Source organism: Streptomyces sp. NPDC096193 (assembly GCF_040302905.1).
Taxonomy (GTDB): Bacteria; Actinomycetota; Actinomycetes; order Streptomycetales; family Streptomycetaceae; genus Streptomyces.
Genome location: NZ_JBEOSJ010000001.1, coordinates 330714 through 349761 on the forward strand (window position 1 = coordinate 330714; position 19048 = coordinate 349761).

The window sequence follows — 19048 nt, forward strand, 5'->3', positions numbered from 1 at the left end:
GTCACCGCCGGCATCGGTCTCACCTGGCCTCCCCTTCGCGAGGCTGCTGCGCCGTGCGTGGCGGTCACGATCCCTCCGGGCCGGAGACACGCGGCCCCTGCCACACGCGTCTGCACCGGTCCCCCGCCGCCACACGCGTCTGCACCGGTCCCGCCCGGCCGCCGCCTGGGCGCACATCCGGGCGAAAAGTTAGAATTCGGTCATGGGAGAGCGGCCCGTAGCACCGACTGCACCCGAACTTGTCCTCGAAACAGACGCGGGCTCCACGGTGATGAGTCCGAGCCGGGAGTACCACGTCGGGCGCGACCCCTTGAGTGACATCGTGCTCGACGACGACCGGGTGTCCTGGCACCACGCGGTGCTGCGCGCCGACGACGGTCACTGGACCGTCGCGGACGAGGGCAGCACCAACGGGACCTACGCCGACGGCCGGCGCGTGGACGACCAGTGGGACGTCGGGCCGGGCAGTGTGCTGCGGTTCGGCCATGCGGTCGACGGTGCGCGTGCCGTACTGACCGGGCAGGCCCCGCCCGAGCCCGTATCCGATTCCGTGCCCCTCTCCGAACCCGTGTCAGAGCCCGAGTCCGTGTCAGAGCCCGAGTCCGTGTCCAAGCCCGTGTCAGAGCCCCGGTCCGGCGGTCGGGACAGGCCGTCGGCGGTCTCGATGCCCCGGGCGACCGGCACCTTCCGGCAGCCGACCAGTGTGCGTCCGCTCCCGACCCGCACCGTCCGTATCGGCCGGGGCGACGACAACGACCTGGTCATCGACGATCTGGTGGTCTCACGCCACCACGCCGAGCTGCGGGCGCACCCCGACGGCACCTACGAGATCGTCGACATCGGCTCCCACAACGGCACCTTCCTCAACGGCCGGCGGGTCGAGAGCGCCCGCGTCGGCGCCGGTGACATCGTCGGCATCGGCCACTCCGCGTTCTGCCTGGTGGGCGACCAGCTCCAGGAGTACGTCGACACCGGCGAGGTCTCCCTCGATGTGCAGGACCTCGCGGTCACCGTCGACCACGGACGCAAGACACTCCTCGACCACGTCTCGTTCCCGGTCGGCGAGAAGTGCCTGCTCGGCGTCGTCGGCCCGAGCGGCGCGGGCAAGTCCACCCTGCTCAACGCCCTCACCGGCCTGCGGCCCGCCGACGAGGGGACCGTCCTCTACGACGGACGCGATCTGTACCGGGACTTCGCCGAGCTGCGCCAGCGCATCGGTCTCGTGCCGCAGGACGACATCCTGCACACCCAGCTGACCGTGCGCCGGGCCCTCGGCTACGCCGCTGAACTGCGCTTCCCCCAGGACACCGGGAAGGCCGAGCGTCTGGCCCGGGTGGAGGAGGTGGTGCGCGAGCTGGGCCTGGAGGAACGTGCGGACCAGCCGATCCACAGTCTGTCCGGCGGTCAGCGCAAGCGCGTGAGCGTGGCGCTGGAGCTGATGACCAAACCTTCCCTGCTCTTTCTCGACGAGCCGACGTCCGGGCTGGACCCCGGCATGGACCGCTCGGTGATGCACATGCTGCGCGGCCTGGCCGACGACGGGCGCACGGTCATCGTGGTCACGCACAGCGTGCTCAGCCTGGATGTGTGCGACCGGCTGCTCGTCCTCGCGCCCGGCGGCAGGATCGCCTACTACGGGCCGCCCGAGGAAGCACTGCCGTTCTTCGGCTTCGAGCAGTGGCCGGAGGCCTTCGAGGCCTTCGAGAACGACCGGGCCCGCGACTGGGCGGGTGCGTACCGGGACTCCACGCTTCAGCGGCGGTACATCGCGAACGCCTCCTCCCAGCCCCACCAGCCGCAGGAGTCGGCGGCGGCGTTCGTCGCACCACCGCCCAAGGCCCAGAGCTGGGGTTCGCAGCTCAGGACGCTGGTGCGCCGGTACGCGGCGGCACTCTCCGCCGACCGCACCTTCCTGGCGATCATGATCGCGCTGCCGTTCGTGATGGGCGCGATGGCCCGCGCGCTCGCGGGCAGCCGCCTCACCCAGGAGACGGCGATGAACGCGCTGCTCATCCTGTGCGTGGGCGGTGTACTGATCGGTGCCGCCAACGCGGTGCGCGAGCTGGTCAAGGAGCGGGTGATCTACCGGCGGGAACGAGCCGTCGGACTCTCCAGATCCGCGTATCTGATGTCCAAGGTCGTCGTGCTGGGCACCGTCACCGTGCTCCAGGCCGTGGTCCTGACCCTGGTCGGTCTGGTCGGCGTCGCCCCCAACGCGCCCGGCGGCAAAGGGGTCCTGCTGCCACCGCTCGTGGAGATCACCCTGGCCGTCGCGGTGCTGTCGTTCACGGCCATGATGCTCGGCCTGCTCGTCTCCGCCGTGGTGCGCAAGGAAGAGGTCACCATGCCGCTGCTGGTGCTCCTCGCCATCGTGCAGGTCGTGTTCTGCGGAGCCCTGCTCAGGCTGAACGGGCTGCCGGTGATCGAGCAGCTGGCCTGGCTCGTCCCCTCGCGCTGGGCGCTGGGAGCGATGGCGGGCACCGTCGGCCTGGCCCGGATCGTGCCCGGCGATCTCACGGCGGACCCGCTGTTCGAGCACTCCGCGGGCGTGTGGCTGCTGAACATGGGGATGCTGCTGGTGCTCTCGGTGCTCTTCGGCTACGCCGTCCTGCGGCTGCTGCGCCGCCACGAGCCCGCCGTCATGCGGAAGTAGGGCGAAGCCACCATGACCATCCAGGACTTCCGTCCGACACATGTCGTCCCCCGGGACGGTCTGCCCGCCTGGGAGGAGCCGGACGTGTCCCGGCCCACGGCGCCACTGGACGCGCTGCTGCCGGTCCGGCTGATCGACCGCCGGGGCGACTGGGGCCGTATCGAGTGTGCCAACGGCTGGTCGGCCTGGGTGGACGGCCGGCTGCTGGTCTCGGTACCGCAGGATCCCCCGGCCACCGGGCAGCCCCTCACCCGTACGGCGGATCCACGCCCGCTGCTGACCCGGGCCGGTGAGTCCCTCGGCACGTACCGGCGCGCGGCCGAGGAGTTGGCGACCGGACGGACCGACAGGGAGACGTTCCGGCGGCGGACCCGGGGGCTGCGGGTCGGCATGGTGGTGGACGGGGAGTCGGTGTGGTTGTACGACTCCGAGCACGAGCGCTGGGTGTACTGCGACGGCGCCCGGCTGAGCACGTTCGCGACGGCTGCCGGGCCGGAGGAGTCGGCCGGCCCGGCAGCTCGGCCCGCCGCACCGCCGGAGCCGACGCGGGTGGTGGACCAGGCGGTGGCGGGGCCGGCACCCGGGCAGGCACGGCCGGAGGCGGCAGGGGCGACGGGCCCCGCTCAGGCTCAGCCGGAAACCACGGAACCGGCACCCGGGCAGGCACGGCCGGAAGCGGCAGGGGCGACGGGCCCCACTCAGACTCAGCCGGAAACCGCCGAACCGGCACCCGTGCAGGCACGGCCGGAAGGCGCGGGGCCCGCCGAACCGGCACCCGCTCAAGCCCAGCCGGAAGCGGCCGACCCGGCACCGGCACCGGCGACTCCGGAGCCCACGCGGGTCGTGACCGCGGCGCCCGCGCCCCCGGAAGCCACCCGGGCTGTCGAGCCGGCGCAGGCTCAGCCGCGGGTCCCGGAAGGCGAGGTCCCGGAGGGCAAGGTCCAGCAGGACGGGGAGGAGACCCGTCCCCTACCGCCCGCCGACGCCGATCCGGATCCGCCCGCCCGGCCGGGTGACCCGTGATGGCGAGAAGTCAGCGCGACACCGGTCTGCCGTCCGGAAGGCCGTCCGACCTGGTCGGACAGCAGATCGCGGGCTACCGCTTGGAGAACGAGATCGGGCGCGGCGGGATGGCGGTGGTGTACCGCGCCCGGGATCTGCGACTGGACCGTACGGTCGCGCTGAAACTGCTCGCGCCCGAGCTCGCCCGCAACGACACCTTTCGCCGGCGGTTCACCCATGAGTCCCGGGTGGCCGCGGCCATCGACCATCCGCACATCGTCCCGGTCTTCGAGGCGGGCGAGACGGAGGGCATTCTCTACATCGCGATGCGCTATGTGGCCGGGCAGGATCTGCGGGCCCTGCTCGACCGCAAGGGACCGCTGCCGATCGCCACGGCGGGGCGGATCGCCGCACAGGTCGCCTCGGCCCTGGACGCCGCACACACCCACGACCTGGTGCACCGAGACGTGAAACCCGGCAACATCCTGGTCGCCGAGGGCACGGACAGCGACCACCCCGAGCACGTCTATCTCACCGACTTCGGGCTGACGAAGAAGTCACTGTCGCTGACGGGGTTCACCTCGGTCGGGCAGTTCGTCGGAACGCTCGACTACGTGGCGCCCGAGCAGATCTCCGGCCGTCCCGTCGACGGCCGGTGCGACGTCTACAGCTTCGCCTGCGTGGTCTACGAGACCCTCGCCGGGGCGCCCCCCTTCCAGCGGGACGACGACATGGCGCTGCTGTGGGCCCATCAGTTCGATCCGCCGCCGCCCTTGACGTCGAAGCGCGCCGGGCTGCCGGCCGCTGTGGACGGCGTCCTGGCGAAGGCGCTGGCCAAGAGCCCGGACGACCGTTACGGCTCCTGTCTGCAGTTCGTGGCGTCGCTGCGGGCCGCGGCGAGAAGCGGGACCGAGGCAGGGCATCCGCCGGCCCATGGGGATCTGGCCGCGGTCGCGGGGGCCGTGGATCCGGGTCCGCCACCGCCGCCGCCGAGCTGGGCCATGCCGGTGTTCCCCGGGCTGCCTGCCTGAGGCCCGATCGGTGCGGGCATCGGTGCGGGCACCGGGGCAGGGCCTGTCCCGGTCTCAGACGCCGGTCGTCCCGACTTCGCCGCGCCGGTGGACGCGCAGGGCCGGCAGACTGCCGAGGAAGCCGGTGACCAGCCCCCACAGGGCGGCGAGCCCGAGGGCGGACCACAGCCGGGGCCGCAGGAACACCTCACCACCGAGACCTCCGCCGATGTCCCCGATGCCGAGCAGCGACAGTCCGTAGTGGGCGGTCAGCCGGGCGACGAGGCAGACGGTCAGCACCGTCAGGACGAGTGCGATGGCCATCCGCAGCGCGTGCTGCCACGGCCGTACGCGGGCAGGTGAGCGCACGGCCATCAGGAAGGCCGCGGCCAGCAGGAGAACCGCGGCCACGACGAGCAGCCACCAGGCGCGGCCGTCCCGCTCGGTGAGCGAGCTCAGGTTGACCGTGGAGCCGCCCGGTGTGCGCAGCACTTCGTCGAGAATCTGCGGCACGGGCAGACCGAAAGGGCCCTCGGCCTTGCCGTCCCAGGTGGCGCCGAGTCCGACGGTGAAGGCGATCCAGACGAGGTTGGGCAGCCCGAGCAAAATCACCGCGAACGTCTCGGCGGTGTGCCCCCGGGTCGCCGCGACGACGAGACCGACGACGATGCCCACGACGACATAGGCGAGCAGCAGGACGACCATGGCGAACGCGGCGGGGCGCACCGACTCCTGGAAGCGCAGCAGGCGGCCGGGCAGTGGCGCCTTGCGCGACACGAGTACGGCCAGCAGGAGGACGCCCGCGAGCCACACCAGTCCCAGGAGGACGGTGACGGGGATGCTCGCGCGGAAGCCGACCTGTGGGGCGGAGTCGAGCAGGTCACCGATGTCGGAGACGGTCCCTTCGCCCAGGGAGACGGCGAAGGAGTGCCGGGCGAAGGCAGCGAGGGCGATGAGGGCGACGGCCCACAGCACGGCGAGCCGGGCGGCCCAGCCGGCCAGTTCGCGGGCGCTCGCGACGGCGCGGTGCCGCAGAGGCCGCAGGAAGCCCTCGGCGATGACCACGGCGCCCGCGAGCGTCACCGAGAGGGGCAGCAGGGTGAGTCCCGCGCTGGTTTCGGCGATGAGCCCGGCGTCCCCGGAGAGCTCGACGGAGCCGCCGACCGCCATGACGACGACCGCCGCGACGACGGACGGAAAGGCGCCTCCGGGCAGATCCGCGGCGCCCGCGGCCCACAGGCCGAGCGCGGCCGTGACGAGGAGAGCCACCACGCCGGCGAGCACTGCCACCAGTGCTCGGACCCAGCCGTGCGAGGCACGGACGGGCCGGTGGCGGTCGTGGATCTCCTCGTGGCTCACGCTGCCACGCTAAGCAGCCGAGCGGTGCTCCGCCCGCCGGGAGGGCCGACCGCGTCAGCTTGCGAGCCGTGCGGATACGGAGCACACAATGGTCATGAAGTGCCCTGAACTGCCCTCGACCACATACGTGGTGCATGTCCACTCCGCTTGACGTCCTCGTCGTGGGAAGAAGAGCCCGTGAGCGCCGATCAGCCACCGTCCGAACGCCCCACAGGTCCACCGTCAGGCCCTCTGTCCGGACCGTCGCGGGGAGGACACACGCCGCCACCCGGCCCGCCTCCCGGCCAGTCGAGCGACGGCGGCCCGAGCGGACCCGGCGGACCCGGCGGAACGGGCGGAACGGGCGGCTCCGACACCCCCGGGGGAGGGCCCGGTGACGGAGGACAGCGCCCGTGGTGGCGCTCCGTCCCCAAGGTGGCCACCATCGCCGTCGCGTTGGTGGCCGCCGTGGCGCTGATCGTCGTCTTCACCCGCCCGGACGGAGGCTCCGGCTCCGGCTCCGAATCCGAAGTGTTCCTCCAGGCCGCGGGCACGGCAGGCCCCGACCCCTACACCCCGTCCACCGCACGCGAGGGCGCACCCACCGACGAGTCGGCGCAGCCGACCGCGACGGCGACTGCGGCGAACCAGACGCAGAGCGTGGTCGGCTCGACTCCCGGTCTGTACGGGGGAACCCGCAAGGTCGCCAGCTGTGATGTCGAGCGGCAGGTCATGTATCTGACCGGCAGTCCGGACAAGAACAAGGCCTTCGCCTCGGTCGTGGACATTGAACCCGGGGCCGTACCGGCGTATCTGCGCTCGCTCACACCCGTCCAGCTGCGGCTGGACACCCGCGTCACCAACCATGGCTACCGGGACGGCAAGGCGACCAGCTATCAGGCGGTGCTGCAGACCGGCACGGCCGTCCTCGTCGACGACCGCGGCGTCCCGACAGTGCGCTGTGCCTGCGGCAACCCGCTCCGGGAGCCCAAGGAACTGAAGGGCACACCGAAGCGCACGGGCGACGCCTGGCCCGGGTACCGGCCGGGCAAGGAAGTGGTCGTCGCGCCCGCGCCGCAGCCGGTCAAGGAGTTCGTGGTCTTCGACGGCGAGAACGACGACTGGTTCGAACGCCCCGCGGGCGGCACGGGCGGCACCGACAAGAAGACGGCTCCCCCGAAGAAGCCGCTCCCCTCGGCGCCCACACCGGGCACCTCGCCCTCGGGCTCGTCCGGGTCCGCGTGTCCGTCACCGGGCGGGCAGTGCCCGCCGTCGTCGCCCGACGCGCCGCCCTCGAGCCCGCCGGACTCACCTGCGGAGCCCCCGCCCCCGCAACCACAGAGCCCGGAATCCCCGCCCGCCCAGTCCCCGGAGCCACCGCCGCCGCCCCCACCGCCGCAGTCCGACCCGGCGGACACGGGCGACACCCCATCGGCACCGGGCAGCGCGCCGTCGGCCCCGGCCGGTTAGGAGTGGTGCACGAGCGGGCGGCGCGGGCCCTCGGCGACGGCCCGGCTATCCGAGTTCGAGCGAGGTGATCCCGAACATTCGCTCCGAACCCGCCTCCGGCGCCGGCCCGTTGTACATCCTGACAGTGACCGACCGGGGCTCCAGGCCCCGTGCCGCGGCGAGCGCGACGGCATCCTTCCGGGCTTCGGGTACGTCGAGGACGACCGGCTCGTCCGGGCCGAGGTGGGCGGTGAGGGCGTCGAACAGTGCCTCCGCGTCCTCGGGTGTGTCGGCGAACAGCGGGCCGATGCGGTGGCCTTCGAGGGCGGGCCGGACCACCCCGTAGCCGGTGACCCGGCCGTCCCGCAGGCGCGCGTACGCCCGGTGGCCGGCCGCGGTCAGCCAGCGGGAGACGAAGTCCCGCCGGGCGGCGGGGAAGCACTCCCGGTCGTACGCGGCGATCGCATCGAGGTGCTCCGGGGCCACGGAGACCACTCCCGGTGCGGGCGTACCGGACCGGGCCGGGAGGCCGCCGTACCGGACGTTCTCGCCCACCGCGGTGAAGCCGGCGCGCCGGTAGGTGGCCTGCTGGGCGGGTACGGCGTCCAGGCCGACGACGCGGTCGCCGGCGTGCGGGAAGGCGGCCTGCCAGGTGGCGAGGCCGAGTCCCTTCCGGCGGTGCAGCGGGTGCACGAGGTAGTAGCCGAGGAAGGCGTACCGCTCCGAGTAGGTGACGATCGAGACGGCGGAAACGATCGTGTCGCCGAGCCGGCCGACGAAGAAGCCCGCCGGGTCGGTGGGGTGGTAGCAGGCGGCATCGCCGTCGCCCGGGTTCCACCCTTCGTCGGCGGCCCAGCGCGCGACCAGCTGCCAGTCCTCCAACGAGGCGGCAGTGACGGTGAGTTCACATGCGCCGGCTACTGCGCCGGGTGTGCCGCTCGGGCCGGCCGAGGGCGACTGGGAGGCTTCGTCGCGAGGGTTCATGAGCTTGCGCACCTTTCATGTGCCGTACGTCGGCGGATCGTGCGAACAGATGGGCCGTGCGGACCGCGGCCGGATCAGATCAGATCCATGGCGGCCACCTCGTCCGGGCTGCCGTAGCTGACCGGGCCCTGGAAGCGGCGCCGCGCGGTGGCGAACCACCAGACCGTGGCGATCAGGAGGACGACTCCGAGAGCGATCGGGGCATAGTTGAAGGTGGTCCCGGTGATCGGGGAGACCTGCGGGAGCATGAACAGCACGCTGCTGAACACGATCCAGGTCACGGCCACCCGCGCGACGGGCTTGCCCCAGCGGCCGAGGCTCCAGGGGCCGGCCTCGAACCCGTCGCCCAGGCGCAGTCGCAGGAAGATGGGCACGCCGTAGGCGAGATACAGACCGACCACATTGACGCTCACGATCGCCGTGAACGCCGTGTGCGACCACCACGCCGGAATGATCAGGACGAGCGAGCACGCGGCCGCCAGCCACACCGCCTTGACGGGAGTGCGGGTGCGCAGCGACACCGAATGCCACAGCCGTGAGCCGGGCATCGCGCCGTCCCGGGAGAAGGCGAAGATCTGCCGCGTATTGCTGGTCATGTTGGCGAGCCCGCAGAACAGCATGGCGCCGATCACGATGAGCAGGAGCAGCTTCGCGGTGCCCGTGCCAAGGCCGTCGATGAGAATCTGCACCGGCGGCGCCGAAGCACTCGCTGTAGCCGCGTAATCGCGGATCGCGTACACCAGGGCGAGCATGAGGACGAGCCCGGCCACCGCCGAGCATCCGATGGCCCGAATGATGCCCCTGGGGGTGTTGACGGTGGCTTTCACCGTCTCTTCCGACATGTGGAAACTGCCGTCGAAGCCGGTGAACGTCCAACTGGTCACCAGCAGGCCGAGCATTGCGGCGTACAGGCCGTTGCTGAAGCCGGTGTTGTTCACGAAATGCGTGACGAACGACGGCGACTGATGGTGTGTCGGTACGAAGGCGAGACAGAGCACGATGACCACCATGCCGATCAGCAGCCACCACACGGAGATCCGGTTCAGGGCGGCGACGAGTTGCACGGTGTAGGTGTTCGCCAGCGCCTGGAGCAGCACGATCAGGGTGGTGATGAGCACCGTCCGCTGCCCGGTGATCTCGTAGCCCGGCCACTGCATGACGACGAAGGCCTGGATGAAGGTTGCGGCCGCGTACCCGGTGGCGGCCGTGCCGCCGACCTGCCCGACGAAGTTCAGCCAGCCGGTGTACCAGGACCAGGCGCCGCGGTTGCGTTTGGCGAGCTTGCCGGCCGAGAAATACAGGGCCCCGCTCGTCGGATACGCGGACGCGATCTCGCCCATCGCGGCGCCGACGAACAGCACCATGACCGACACGCCTATCCAGCCGAGGACCAGAACGCGCGGGCCGCCGGCGCCCATGCCGAATCCGAAGGCGGAGAAGATTCCGGAGATGATGTTGATGATGGTGAAGGAGATGGCGAAATTGTCGAAGGCGCGGAAGCGTCGGGTGAGCTTTCGTGGATAACCCATCGCGTGCAGGGTCGCGTCGTCGTCCAGAGCGACGGCGCCGTCATGGCGATGACGGTTCTTCAATCGAGGTGCGGACGTACGCTCGGACACAACTGCGTCCTTTCCCTGAGGGGTTGGAAGGAGAAGTCGAAGAGGAGGCGGTCGAGGAAGGGCGGGTTCGGCCGGGAGGAATTCAGGTGGCGCTCGGGACGGGAAGCCCGCAGCTGCGTCTCGCCCGGGTCAATTGCTCGCCCGGCGCACCGAAAACACTCCATGGCATACGCGACGCATAGGGCCCCATCGCGGTGAGGACTTCCCGCGCCTCGAATTCGCGCTTCGCCATGTAGAGGGCGTGCGCCAGATACGACAGGTCCAGGACCGGGGTGAAGCGGTAGTCGGACGTGCGGGGGAACCAGTGGTGGTAGAGCCCCATTGAGGTGGCCAGCCACTGGGGCTGGCGCCAGGTGCGGTCGGCGAGCAGAGCGGAGGGGTCGTACTCCTCGACCAGGGCGACCAGCGGCAGCAGCCGCAGCGGGGATGCGGCCGGGGCGCGGTGGCTGAGGAACGAGGCGACGTCCCAGCGCGCGCTGGCGGTGCCGCCGTGCCGGGTGAAGAAGAAGGCCAGGAAGCGGTGATGGGCCTCGCGGTTCCAGGGATCGAGTCGCAGCACCCGGGAGAACAGCTGCCAGGGGCCGGGTGGAGCGGTCAACAGACCCTGCGGGGCCGGGTCGAGGGGCCGCCGGACACGAGCCAGGGCCAGCTTGGCCACCCAGGGGGTGGGATCCTCGGGCAGCAGCTGCGCCGCCCGCTCGCAGGCGCCGTTCGCGATGCCGACCAGGGTGCCGGTGCGCCGGTCCTGCGCGTCGGCCGAGCGCAGCGCGCGGAGCATCGCCACGCGCGCCCACAGCAGCGCCGACTCGGGGCCCGGCTCCTCGGCGAGCCAGCGCTCGGCGAGGTCCGAGTCCGCCGCCTCGGACGCCAGCACCAGCGAACGGTGGGCGCGTACGTCGAAGTCGCCGCGGGCGTCCTTGAGCACCTCGTGGGCACTGAGATAGCGGCCGGCTTTCACGTCGACGCAGGCACGGGCCAGTTGACGGTCGTCGGCCGCCGGATGCCAGACGTACTGCCCCTCGAACGAGCCAGCGGCCACGATCCCCCTCCGTCCCCCGCAGACGACACAGACGCACCCTCATACACATTCCGGCCAGGCGGAATTACGCCGGTCTCCCCCGTGCTAGATCACCGACAGCGGGCCACACCCTACTCACCATCAAGTGACGGGGAAAACACTCGTTCGGAGGAACTGGCGTGTCGCCATTCCCGCTACACCCCGAAGGCCCGACGGCTGGCATATGCGAAACGCGCTCGACCGGTGAGCAGAGGGCCGAACTTGTTGAATTCTTTATCACTCAAGGGACGCCGGACGCATTCCCCGTACGCCTTCCGCGCTCAGCCGAATGAGCGGTATGCGCTCGTCAGGACCGCACGGGCTCGCTCGTCCGTGCGATGCCGCGACACCTCGGCCTCCGACGGTCGTTTTGTTCTGCATGATCACTGCTCGACGCGCAACGCTCATTTCATCGGTCTGTATCGCTGCCGCCCTCGCGACCGGCCTGACGCCCGGCAGCGCGAGCGCTCAATTCGCTCCGGACACCGTCACCGTGGACGGGGTCGGCCTGATCGCGGAGGACGGAACGCTCACCCTGAGCGGCACCTACCGCTGTTCGTCACTGCGCACAAGCCCGATCGTCATCAGCTCCAAGGCCACCCAGGGCAACACCCAGGTCGGCATCGGCAGCACCAGGGCGATCTGCGACGGCCAGGAGCGGGAGTGGCGCAACACCGGCAACCACATGGGCCTGCTGGCGCCCGGGGTCGCTCGGGGCGAGGCCTCGCTCATCGCGCTGGACACCTCGCGCGGCTTCATCCCGATCCCCGTCGTCCTCACCACCCAGCGCGGCGATCTGACCCTCCAGAAGGGCTGACGTCCGGTCGATTCCCCGGCGCCCCGCGTACCGCGGTTTACCGCGGGCGCGGGGCCTTCGCCGTGTGACCAGGGCATTCCGTAGCGTCGCAGACGGGCGGACAGATCGGTACGTCCGACCCCCTTGACAACGATGTCAGGCAGTGGTCCAGTCCTCCAGCATCAAGGCATCGACGAGGAGGCGGCACAGCGATGGCACTCGGAACCACATCCGCGGCTCTCCGGCCCCGCCGGCACTTACGGGGGGCACATGCCGTCGCTCTGATGCTCTCGCTCCTCGAACCCGCCCCGACAGCGGCCGACAGCCCCGGACGACCCGCGGCCGGCCATGACGACCGGGCGCCGCGACTGTTCCCGCGGCCCCGCTCGGTGCGGAAGCGTCCCGAGACCGTCCGTCTTCCGTCCGCGGTGACGCTCGTCCGTGGGGCGTCGACCGATGCAGGCGCCCTGGCGATCGTCGAGGAGGTGCTCCACGACGCGGGCGTCCGCACCATCGGCCGGTCGGACGACCACACGCCCGTGCGCGACCGGTTCGTCGTCCATGTAGGTGGCCACCAGGAGAACGAGGCAACGGCCGCTGAGCTGAGCGCACTCGGGATCCAGGGTGCCGAGACGATGGCCGCCGAGGGGTACGTCCTCGCCGTCGGCGCGGGCCGCGACGGCCGTCGCCACATCGTGCTGAGCGGCGCGGACCCGACGGGCACGTACTATGCGGCCCAGACGCTGCGCCGGCTGGTGCACGGGCCGAGGCTGCGAGGGACGGTGATCCGCGACTGGCCCTCCTTGTCGCGGCGCGGAGTCGTCGACGTCTCGCAGAGCCCACCGTGGTCGCATCAGCGCCGCCTCGCCGACCTGGAGTGGCTGGGCAGGCACAAGGTGAACGCGTACTACTACGCGCCCGCGGAGGACCCGTACCGGGAACACGCGTGCCCACCGGCTGAACTCGCCCGTATCGCGGAGCTGGTGGAGTACGCCCGGGCCCACCATGTGGAGTTCGGGTACGTCCTCTCCCCCGGCCGGCCGGGGCATCGGGCCCCGGGTGAACTGACGGCCGAGGTCGCCGCCCTCCGGAGTGTCGGCGTCCGCACCTTTGTCATCGCCTTCGACCACTTCGGCGGCGCGCAGCCCGGCGGCACGGTGGACACGGACCCCGCGGCCCTGGCGAGTGCCCAGGCACATCTCGCCAACGCCCTCCGCGCAGGGTGCGTCCGGCACCCGGGTCAGCCACCCCTGCAGATCGTGCCCACCGCGTACGAAGGCCCGGGGCAGAACGACTACCTGCGACGGCTCGCCCAGGAGCTCGATCCCGACATCGTCGTCCAATGGAGCGCCGGAGGCACGGCACCGGCACACCGGCAGCACCTGGCCACCGCAAGCGAGGCCTTCCACCGTCGACTGCTGGTGCTGGACTCCGCACAGGCCGGCGGCGCACCGGGCAGGCTGTCGCTCGGTCCCTATCCGGGGCACAGCCCACGTCGCGCCGGGGAGGCGCTCGGTCTGGTCACCGTCCCGCCGCCCCGGAGCCCGCGGGTCACCCTGTCCGGCTTCGCCGACTACGCCTGGAACAACGGCGGCTACGACCCCGAACGGTCCTGGTCGGCCGCGCTCGACGAACTGACCGGTGGGGACGAAGCCGCCACGGAAGCCCTGCGCGTCTTCGCCGGCGTCCACCGCACCGGCGGGACCACCGGCCGTCCCGGCGCTGAACTCGCCGCCGCCGTCTCGGAGTTCCGCCGAAGCGGCCACGCGGCTCCGCTCCGGAAAGCGCTGCGCGCGGTCCACGAAGCACCCGCGGTGCTTCGCGGCCGCCTACGTGACCCCGTCTTCCTCTCCGACACCGGTCCATGGCTCGACGCCACGGAGGCCTGGAGTGAAGCCGGCCTGGCGGCTCTGGAGTCGACCACGGCGCGCAGCACCAGCGGCGGTGCCGGCACCGGGGAACCGCGCCCTTCGCCCGCCCTCGTCGATCATCCTCGGTCTTTCATTGAGCCGGGCTCGCGGCCCGAGTCGCCGGTCGAATGCGGCCCGGTCCTCGCGGAGTTCGTGCTCACCGCACTGGAGGAGACCTCTCCCGTGCCGGTTCCCGACCGGAGCGGGACCGAGGCCCGTCGTCCACATGCAGGCCGGGCCGGCGAGACCCGGCCGCTCGCCGACGGCGAGGTGTGAACGGGCCATTGACAGGTTTTGGACGACCATGAAAGCTTTCCCGGACCCGACTCGGACAACGTTGTCAGCAAGGGGCGCCCAGATGCGAGATTCAGCCGTTCGGATGCGCACGAGAACCGCCCGGTTGCTGGCGGCCGTTCTGCTCGCCGGCGGGCTGTCCGGTCCGGCGGGCTCGGCCGTGGCCGCCGGGGCACCGGCCGTCGCGGACGACCCGGCCGCGCTCGTCAACCCCTTCGTCGGTACCCAGAACTTCGGCAACACCTTCCCCGGTGCGAGCGCTCCGTTCGGCATGGTGCAGGTCAGCCCGGACACCGGCGGTCAGGGCGGTTACGACTACCAGCAGAACAGGATCCACGGCTTCAGCCAGACCCATCTGTCGGGTGTGGGCTGCGGGGTGGCCGGTGAGCTGCCGATCATGCCGACCACGGGCGCTGTCAGAAGTGTGAACCCCGACGACTACCGCTCCGAGTACTCGCACGACGACGAGCAGGCGGAGCCGGGCTACTACCGGGTGAAACTCCAGTCGTACGGCATCGACGCGGAACTCACCGCGACACCGCGCACCGGCTGGCAGCGCTACACGTTCCCCTCCACGGGCGATGCCAACGTGCTGTTCAACACCGGGAAAGCCAACCAGAAGGTGTACGACTCCGAGGTCCGTGTGATCGGCGACCGGACCGTCGAGGGCCGCGTCGACGCGGGCAACTTCTGCGCGGGCAAGGACCGTCACACCGTCTACTTCACCGCCACCTTCGACCGTCCCTTCAGGGCGCAGGGCACCTGGCGCGGGTCGACCCCGACACCGGGCGGGAGGCACGCCGCGGGCGAGGGGGGCAACGGCGCCTGGGTGACCTTCGACGCGAACGCCGACAAGGACGTCGTCGTGAAGGTCGGCCTGTCGTACACCGGGATCGAGGGTGCCCGGAAGAACCTCGCCGCGGAGACGAAGGACTCGTACGACTTCGACGGCACGCGGTCCGCCCTGCACAGCACCTGGCAGAAGCAGCTGGAGTCCGTCCGGATCGGCGGCGGCTCGCGCGAGCGGCAGAGTGCCTTCTACACCGCCCTCTATCACGCGCAGTTGCACCCGAACGTGGCCGGCGACGTGGACGGCCGCTATGTGGGCTTCGACCGCGAGTCCCATACGGCGCAGGGCTACACGCCCTACCAGAACTTCTCCCTGTGGGACACCTACCGGCCGCAGAACCAGCTTCTGGAGCTCCTCCAACCCGGTGTGGCCCGCGACGTCGCCCTGTCCGTCGTCGCGATCGGCAGGGACGGCGGCTGGCTCCCCAGATGGGCGCTCGCCAACAGCGAGACCAACATCATGACCGGCGACCCGGTGACACCGTTCCTCGTCGAGGCCTGGTCCAAGGGGCTCCTGTCCGGCCACGAGAAGGAGACGTACGCGCTGCTGCGGAAGAACGCCACCACCACCCCGCCCGCCGGTTCCCCCTACAACGGCCGCTCGGGCGTGGACTTCTACAGCGAGCGCGGCTACATCCCCTCCGGACTCGGACTCGGCAAGGACTGCGCGGACAAGGGCGGGGACAACGACTGCAACCACCCTGCGTCGGCCACACTCGAATACGCGGCGGCCGACGCCTCGCTGGCCCTGATGGCGAAGGGACTCGGACACGGCGCCGACGCGCGGATGTTCGCCGGGCGGGGGCAGTGGTACCGCAATCTGTGGGACTCCTCCATCGGCCAGTTCCGCCCCCGGACGGCGCAGGGCACCTGGGTTACCCCCTACGACCCGGTGGAAGCGGGCCATCAGTTCCACGAGGGCGGTGCCTATCAGTACCAGTGGCTGGTGCCCCAGGACCCGGCCGGGCTGGTCGGGCTCATGGGCGGCAGGAAGGCCACGGAGAAGCGCCTCGACGCCTTCTTCGTCCATGACAAGCTGCTGACCGATCCGGCCGGGACCGCCCGCAAGGACTGGATCTCGCAGCCGTACGACTACTACGGCAAGCCGACCTACAACCCCAACAACGAGCCCGATCTGCACGCCCCGTACATGTACCTGTGGGCGGGCGCGCCCGCGAAGACGGCGACCGTCACCCGGGCGGCGATGACGCTGTTCACCACCGGGCCCGACGGCATGACGGGCAACGACGATCTGGGCACGATGTCGGCCTGGTACGTGTTCTCGTCGCTCGGGCTGTATCCGGTGATGAGCGGCGCGGATCAGCTGGCCCTGTCCAGCCCGCAGTTCGCGTCTGCGGTGGTCACGGTCGGCCGGTACGGCCGGCAGCAGGGCGGCACATTGCGGATCACCGCCCCCGGCGCGAGCGACGAACGCCGGTATGTGCAGTCCGTGGCCCTCGACGGCGCGCCGGTCGGCCGGACCTGGCTGGACTGGGACGCGATCGCGCACGGCGGCCGTCTCGACCACCGGCTCGGCACGGCGCCATCCGCGTGGGGCACGGGCCCGGGCGCCGAACCGCCGTCCGTCAATGCCGGGGGCGGCGCCGACCGCCGCCGTCAGCTGGACGCCTCGCTGCGCAGCGCCTCCGACGTCGTGCCGACCGGCAGCAGCGCTCAGACAGCGCATCTCGCGGTGGACGTCCTCGCACAGTCCCCTGGTGACGTCCGGGCATCCGTCGGTGTCCGGGCGCCCGCCGGCTGGTCCGTGCAGTCGGCTTCTCGGCTGACTCTGAACTCGCGTCATCTGCCGGTGCAGAAGACGGTCCCGATCGCGGTCGACGTGCCCGCGGGGACGGCCACGGGCTCCTACCCCGTACGGATCACGGTCACCGCGCCGGGCATGGCCACGGTCGTCCGCAACGCCACGGTCGAGGTACGCCCCGCCGCGTCCTGCGCGGCTCCGGGCGGGTCCTCGTGTGCCGTGGACCTGACCGAGGCGCTCAACCACGACGGCACGGCGACGGCGGACCAGTCCGGCCAGGGCGACTTCGACGGGGGCGGCTGGAGCTACGACGCGGGGCTGCTGCCCCCTGCCGGGCCGGTCACCTGGAACGGCACGACGTACCGGGCGCCCGACCCGTCGGGGACCGCTCCGAACTTCGTCGAGGCCCGTGGCCAGACGCTGCTGCTGCCCTCCGGCACCCGCTCGTCACTGCGGCTGGTGGCCGCCTCCCACAACGGTCCGGTGACCACCTCGCTGATCGTGCGCCACACCGACGGCAGTACGGCACAGGTGCCGGTGACGATCGGCGACTGGGCGGGCTCCGCGCCGGCCGGCAGCACCGTGGTCCTCGACATGCCGCACCGGATCAAGGCGGGGCAGGGCGTCGACGGGCCGCCGGTACGGCTGTTCGGCGACTCCGCGGCGCTCGACAGCACCAAGTCACCGCGCTCGGTGACACTGCCCGACGACGCGCGGGTGGAGGTGTACGCGATCACCCTGACGTGAACCGCGCCCCCCTGCCCTGTCCTCGCGCCCCCGACCCGGCACCACCGGCGTAGCCCCCCACCTCGCACCACCCGGACCGATTTCCGAGGTAGAGCACATGAGCAGCAGAGCAGCACCGGCGGACGCCGCTCGTCCCGTGTCCACGGCCGAAGCGCCGGGCCGGCGCAGGTTTCTCGGGACGGTGGTGGCCGCGGCGGTCACGGCCGCCGTACCGGCGACCGCGCACGCCGCACCCCGCGGGCCGCGCCGTCTGTTTCTGGGCACCTACACCTCCGTCGCCGGTGGGGGCGCGGGCATCGGCCTCGCGGCGTACGACGACACGACCGGCCACATCACGGCCACCGGCACCGTCACCGGTGTCGGCGACCCGTCGTTCCTGGCACTCCACCCCTCCGGCGGCACGCTCTACACGGTGAACGAGCGGCAGGACGGCGCGGTGACCGCGATCCGGCTCTCCCCGGACGGCCGGCACCAGGTCCTCGGCAGCCGCGCCACCGGCGGCGCGGGGGCCTGTCATCTGTCCGTGCACCCGAGCGGCAACTGGCTGCTCAGCGCCAACTACACGTCCGGCAGTGTCGCCGTGCACCCGATCGAGGCGTCCGGCGCGCTGGGCGCACGCACGGCCCTCGTCACCCATTCCGCGCCGCCACCCGGCCCCGGCCAGGGGGGACCGCACGCGCACCAGGTCATCACCAGCCCGGACGGCGGTCATGTCCTCGCCGTCGATCTGGGCACCGACACCGTCTACACCTATCGGCTCGACACCGCGCGCGGCACTCTCACCGCGGCGTCACGGGCGACGGTCCGACCTGGCGCCGGGCCGCGCCACCTCACCTTCCATCCCTCCGGCCGCTACGCGTATCTGGCCAACGAGCTGGACAACACAGTGGCCGTCTGCGCCTACGACCACGCCACGGGCACCCTGGCCCCGGGGGCACCGCAGCCCACCGGGACGGGCCCGGGCACGAGCTATCCGGCCCAGCTCGCGGTGACCCGCGACGGACGGTTCGCGTTCCTCGCCAACCGGGGGCACAACAGTCTGACCCGCTATGCGGTGGAGGATGGTGGAGCGCGGCTGCGGCTCCTGGGCACCGTCCCGGTCGGCGGCGACCACCCACGGCACATCGCGCTGTCTCCGTCGCAGACTCTGCTGTTCGCCGCCAACCAGCGCTCCAGCACGGTGTCGGTGTTCCATGTCGATCAGGCGACCGGAGAACTGCGGCCCGCCGGAAGCCCCTTTCGCTCTCCGGTAGCGGTCTGCGCGCTGCCGCTGTAGCCCCAGGCGGCAGCACGCCCCGTGCCGGCGGCGCGGGGCGTGCTGCCGTAGCCGTCGCGGTCAGTGCTGCGGGCGGGCCGACCGGAGCGTGTCGAGCTCGACGGGTCCACAGGCTCGACCGGACCGCACCATCGGTGAGTTCGGGCCGCGGAACGTCGGCCGGGGGGGGACGCTCGACCAGATCGGTCGCGACGGCGCCGAGCGCCTCGAACCGCGTCGCGAGGCGTGCGCGGACGCGGTCGGCGCGCGATGCGCAGAGCCGCACGATCACATCGCCGCTGCCGTTGTCCGCCCGCTTCACC

Annotated in this window: 12 protein-coding genes; 8 read left to right on the forward strand and 4 right to left on the reverse strand. The window is 71.7% G+C overall.

From position 1 onward, the window contains the following. The first annotated feature begins 202 nt into the window (after nucleotides 1–202). From ABTX78_RS01510 to ABTX78_RS01520, 3 genes are read left to right on the forward strand one after another with little or no spacing between them, the layout of a single operon-like run. Entirely contained in the window at nucleotides 203–2653 is a 2451-nt protein-coding gene (locus tag ABTX78_RS01510) for an FHA domain-containing protein (RefSeq protein WP_352204775.1), read from the forward strand. Nucleotides 2654–2665: 12 nt separating this feature from the next. Beyond that, entirely contained in the window at nucleotides 2666–3676 is a 1011-nt protein-coding gene (locus tag ABTX78_RS36090; protein WP_502993722.1) for an SH3 domain-containing protein, read from the forward strand. Continuing rightward, complete coding sequence (locus ABTX78_RS01520) at nucleotides 3676–4686, forward strand: serine/threonine-protein kinase (RefSeq protein WP_352204776.1); 1011 nt, start codon at nucleotides 3676–3678, stop codon at nucleotides 4684–4686. The genes ABTX78_RS36090 and ABTX78_RS01520 overlap by 1 nt, the downstream gene beginning before the upstream one ends. A gap of 54 nt (nucleotides 4687–4740) precedes the next feature. Here the strand turns inward: ABTX78_RS01520 and ABTX78_RS01525 are convergent, their stop codons facing one another. Continuing rightward, nucleotides 4741–6024, reverse strand: coding sequence for a streptophobe family protein (locus ABTX78_RS01525; protein WP_352204777.1), 1284 nt, complete (start codon nucleotides 6022–6024; stop codon nucleotides 4741–4743). Between the two features lie 177 nt (nucleotides 6025–6201). Between ABTX78_RS01525 and ABTX78_RS01530 the strand changes: the two genes are divergently transcribed. Further along, complete coding sequence (locus tag ABTX78_RS01530) at nucleotides 6202–7473, forward strand: DUF6777 domain-containing protein (RefSeq protein WP_352204778.1); 1272 nt, start codon at nucleotides 6202–6204, stop codon at nucleotides 7471–7473. A gap of 45 nt (nucleotides 7474–7518) precedes the next feature. Here the strand turns inward: ABTX78_RS01530 and ABTX78_RS01535 are convergent, their stop codons facing one another. From ABTX78_RS01535 to ABTX78_RS01545, 3 genes are all read right to left on the reverse strand, one after another. After that, nucleotides 7519–8436, reverse strand: coding sequence for a GNAT family N-acetyltransferase (locus tag ABTX78_RS01535; RefSeq protein WP_352204779.1), 918 nt, complete (start codon nucleotides 8434–8436; stop codon nucleotides 7519–7521). A gap of 74 nt (nucleotides 8437–8510) precedes the next feature. Next, the gene (locus tag ABTX78_RS01540) at nucleotides 8511–10055 is read right to left on the reverse strand and encodes an amino acid permease (protein ID WP_502993723.1); all 1545 of its coding nucleotides are present in this window, start codon (nucleotides 10053–10055) and stop codon (nucleotides 8511–8513) included. An 82-nt stretch (nucleotides 10056–10137) separates the two neighbouring features. Continuing rightward, nucleotides 10138–11094 carry a hypothetical protein gene (locus tag ABTX78_RS01545; RefSeq protein ID WP_352204780.1) on the reverse strand — a complete coding sequence of 319 codons (957 nt, stop codon included), beginning with the start codon at nucleotides 11092–11094 and terminating at the stop codon, nucleotides 10138–10140. Nucleotides 11095–11491: 397 nt separating this feature from the next. On the opposite strand from ABTX78_RS01545, the gene ABTX78_RS01550 reads away from it, so the two are divergent. The 4 genes from ABTX78_RS01550 to ABTX78_RS01565 all read left to right on the forward strand — a co-directional run bounded on the left by ABTX78_RS01550 (nucleotide 11492) and on the right by ABTX78_RS01565 (nucleotide 18746). Beyond that, a complete protein-coding gene (locus ABTX78_RS01550; protein WP_352204781.1) occupies nucleotides 11492–11929 on the forward strand; it encodes a DUF6299 family protein in 438 nt (145 codons plus the stop codon). A gap of 263 nt (nucleotides 11930–12192) precedes the next feature. Continuing rightward, nucleotides 12193–14094, forward strand: a complete 1902-nt coding sequence (locus ABTX78_RS01555; RefSeq protein ID WP_352204782.1) for a beta-N-acetylglucosaminidase domain-containing protein — start codon at nucleotides 12193–12195, stop codon at nucleotides 14092–14094. A gap of 103 nt (nucleotides 14095–14197) precedes the next feature. Next, entirely contained in the window at nucleotides 14198–17470 is a 3273-nt protein-coding gene (locus tag ABTX78_RS01560; protein WP_352204783.1) for a GH92 family glycosyl hydrolase, read from the forward strand. Nucleotides 17471–17567: 97 nt separating this feature from the next. Continuing rightward, entirely contained in the window at nucleotides 17568–18746 is a 1179-nt protein-coding gene (locus ABTX78_RS01565; RefSeq protein WP_352204784.1) for a lactonase family protein, read from the forward strand. The last annotated feature ends 302 nt before the right edge of the window (nucleotides 18747–19048 follow it).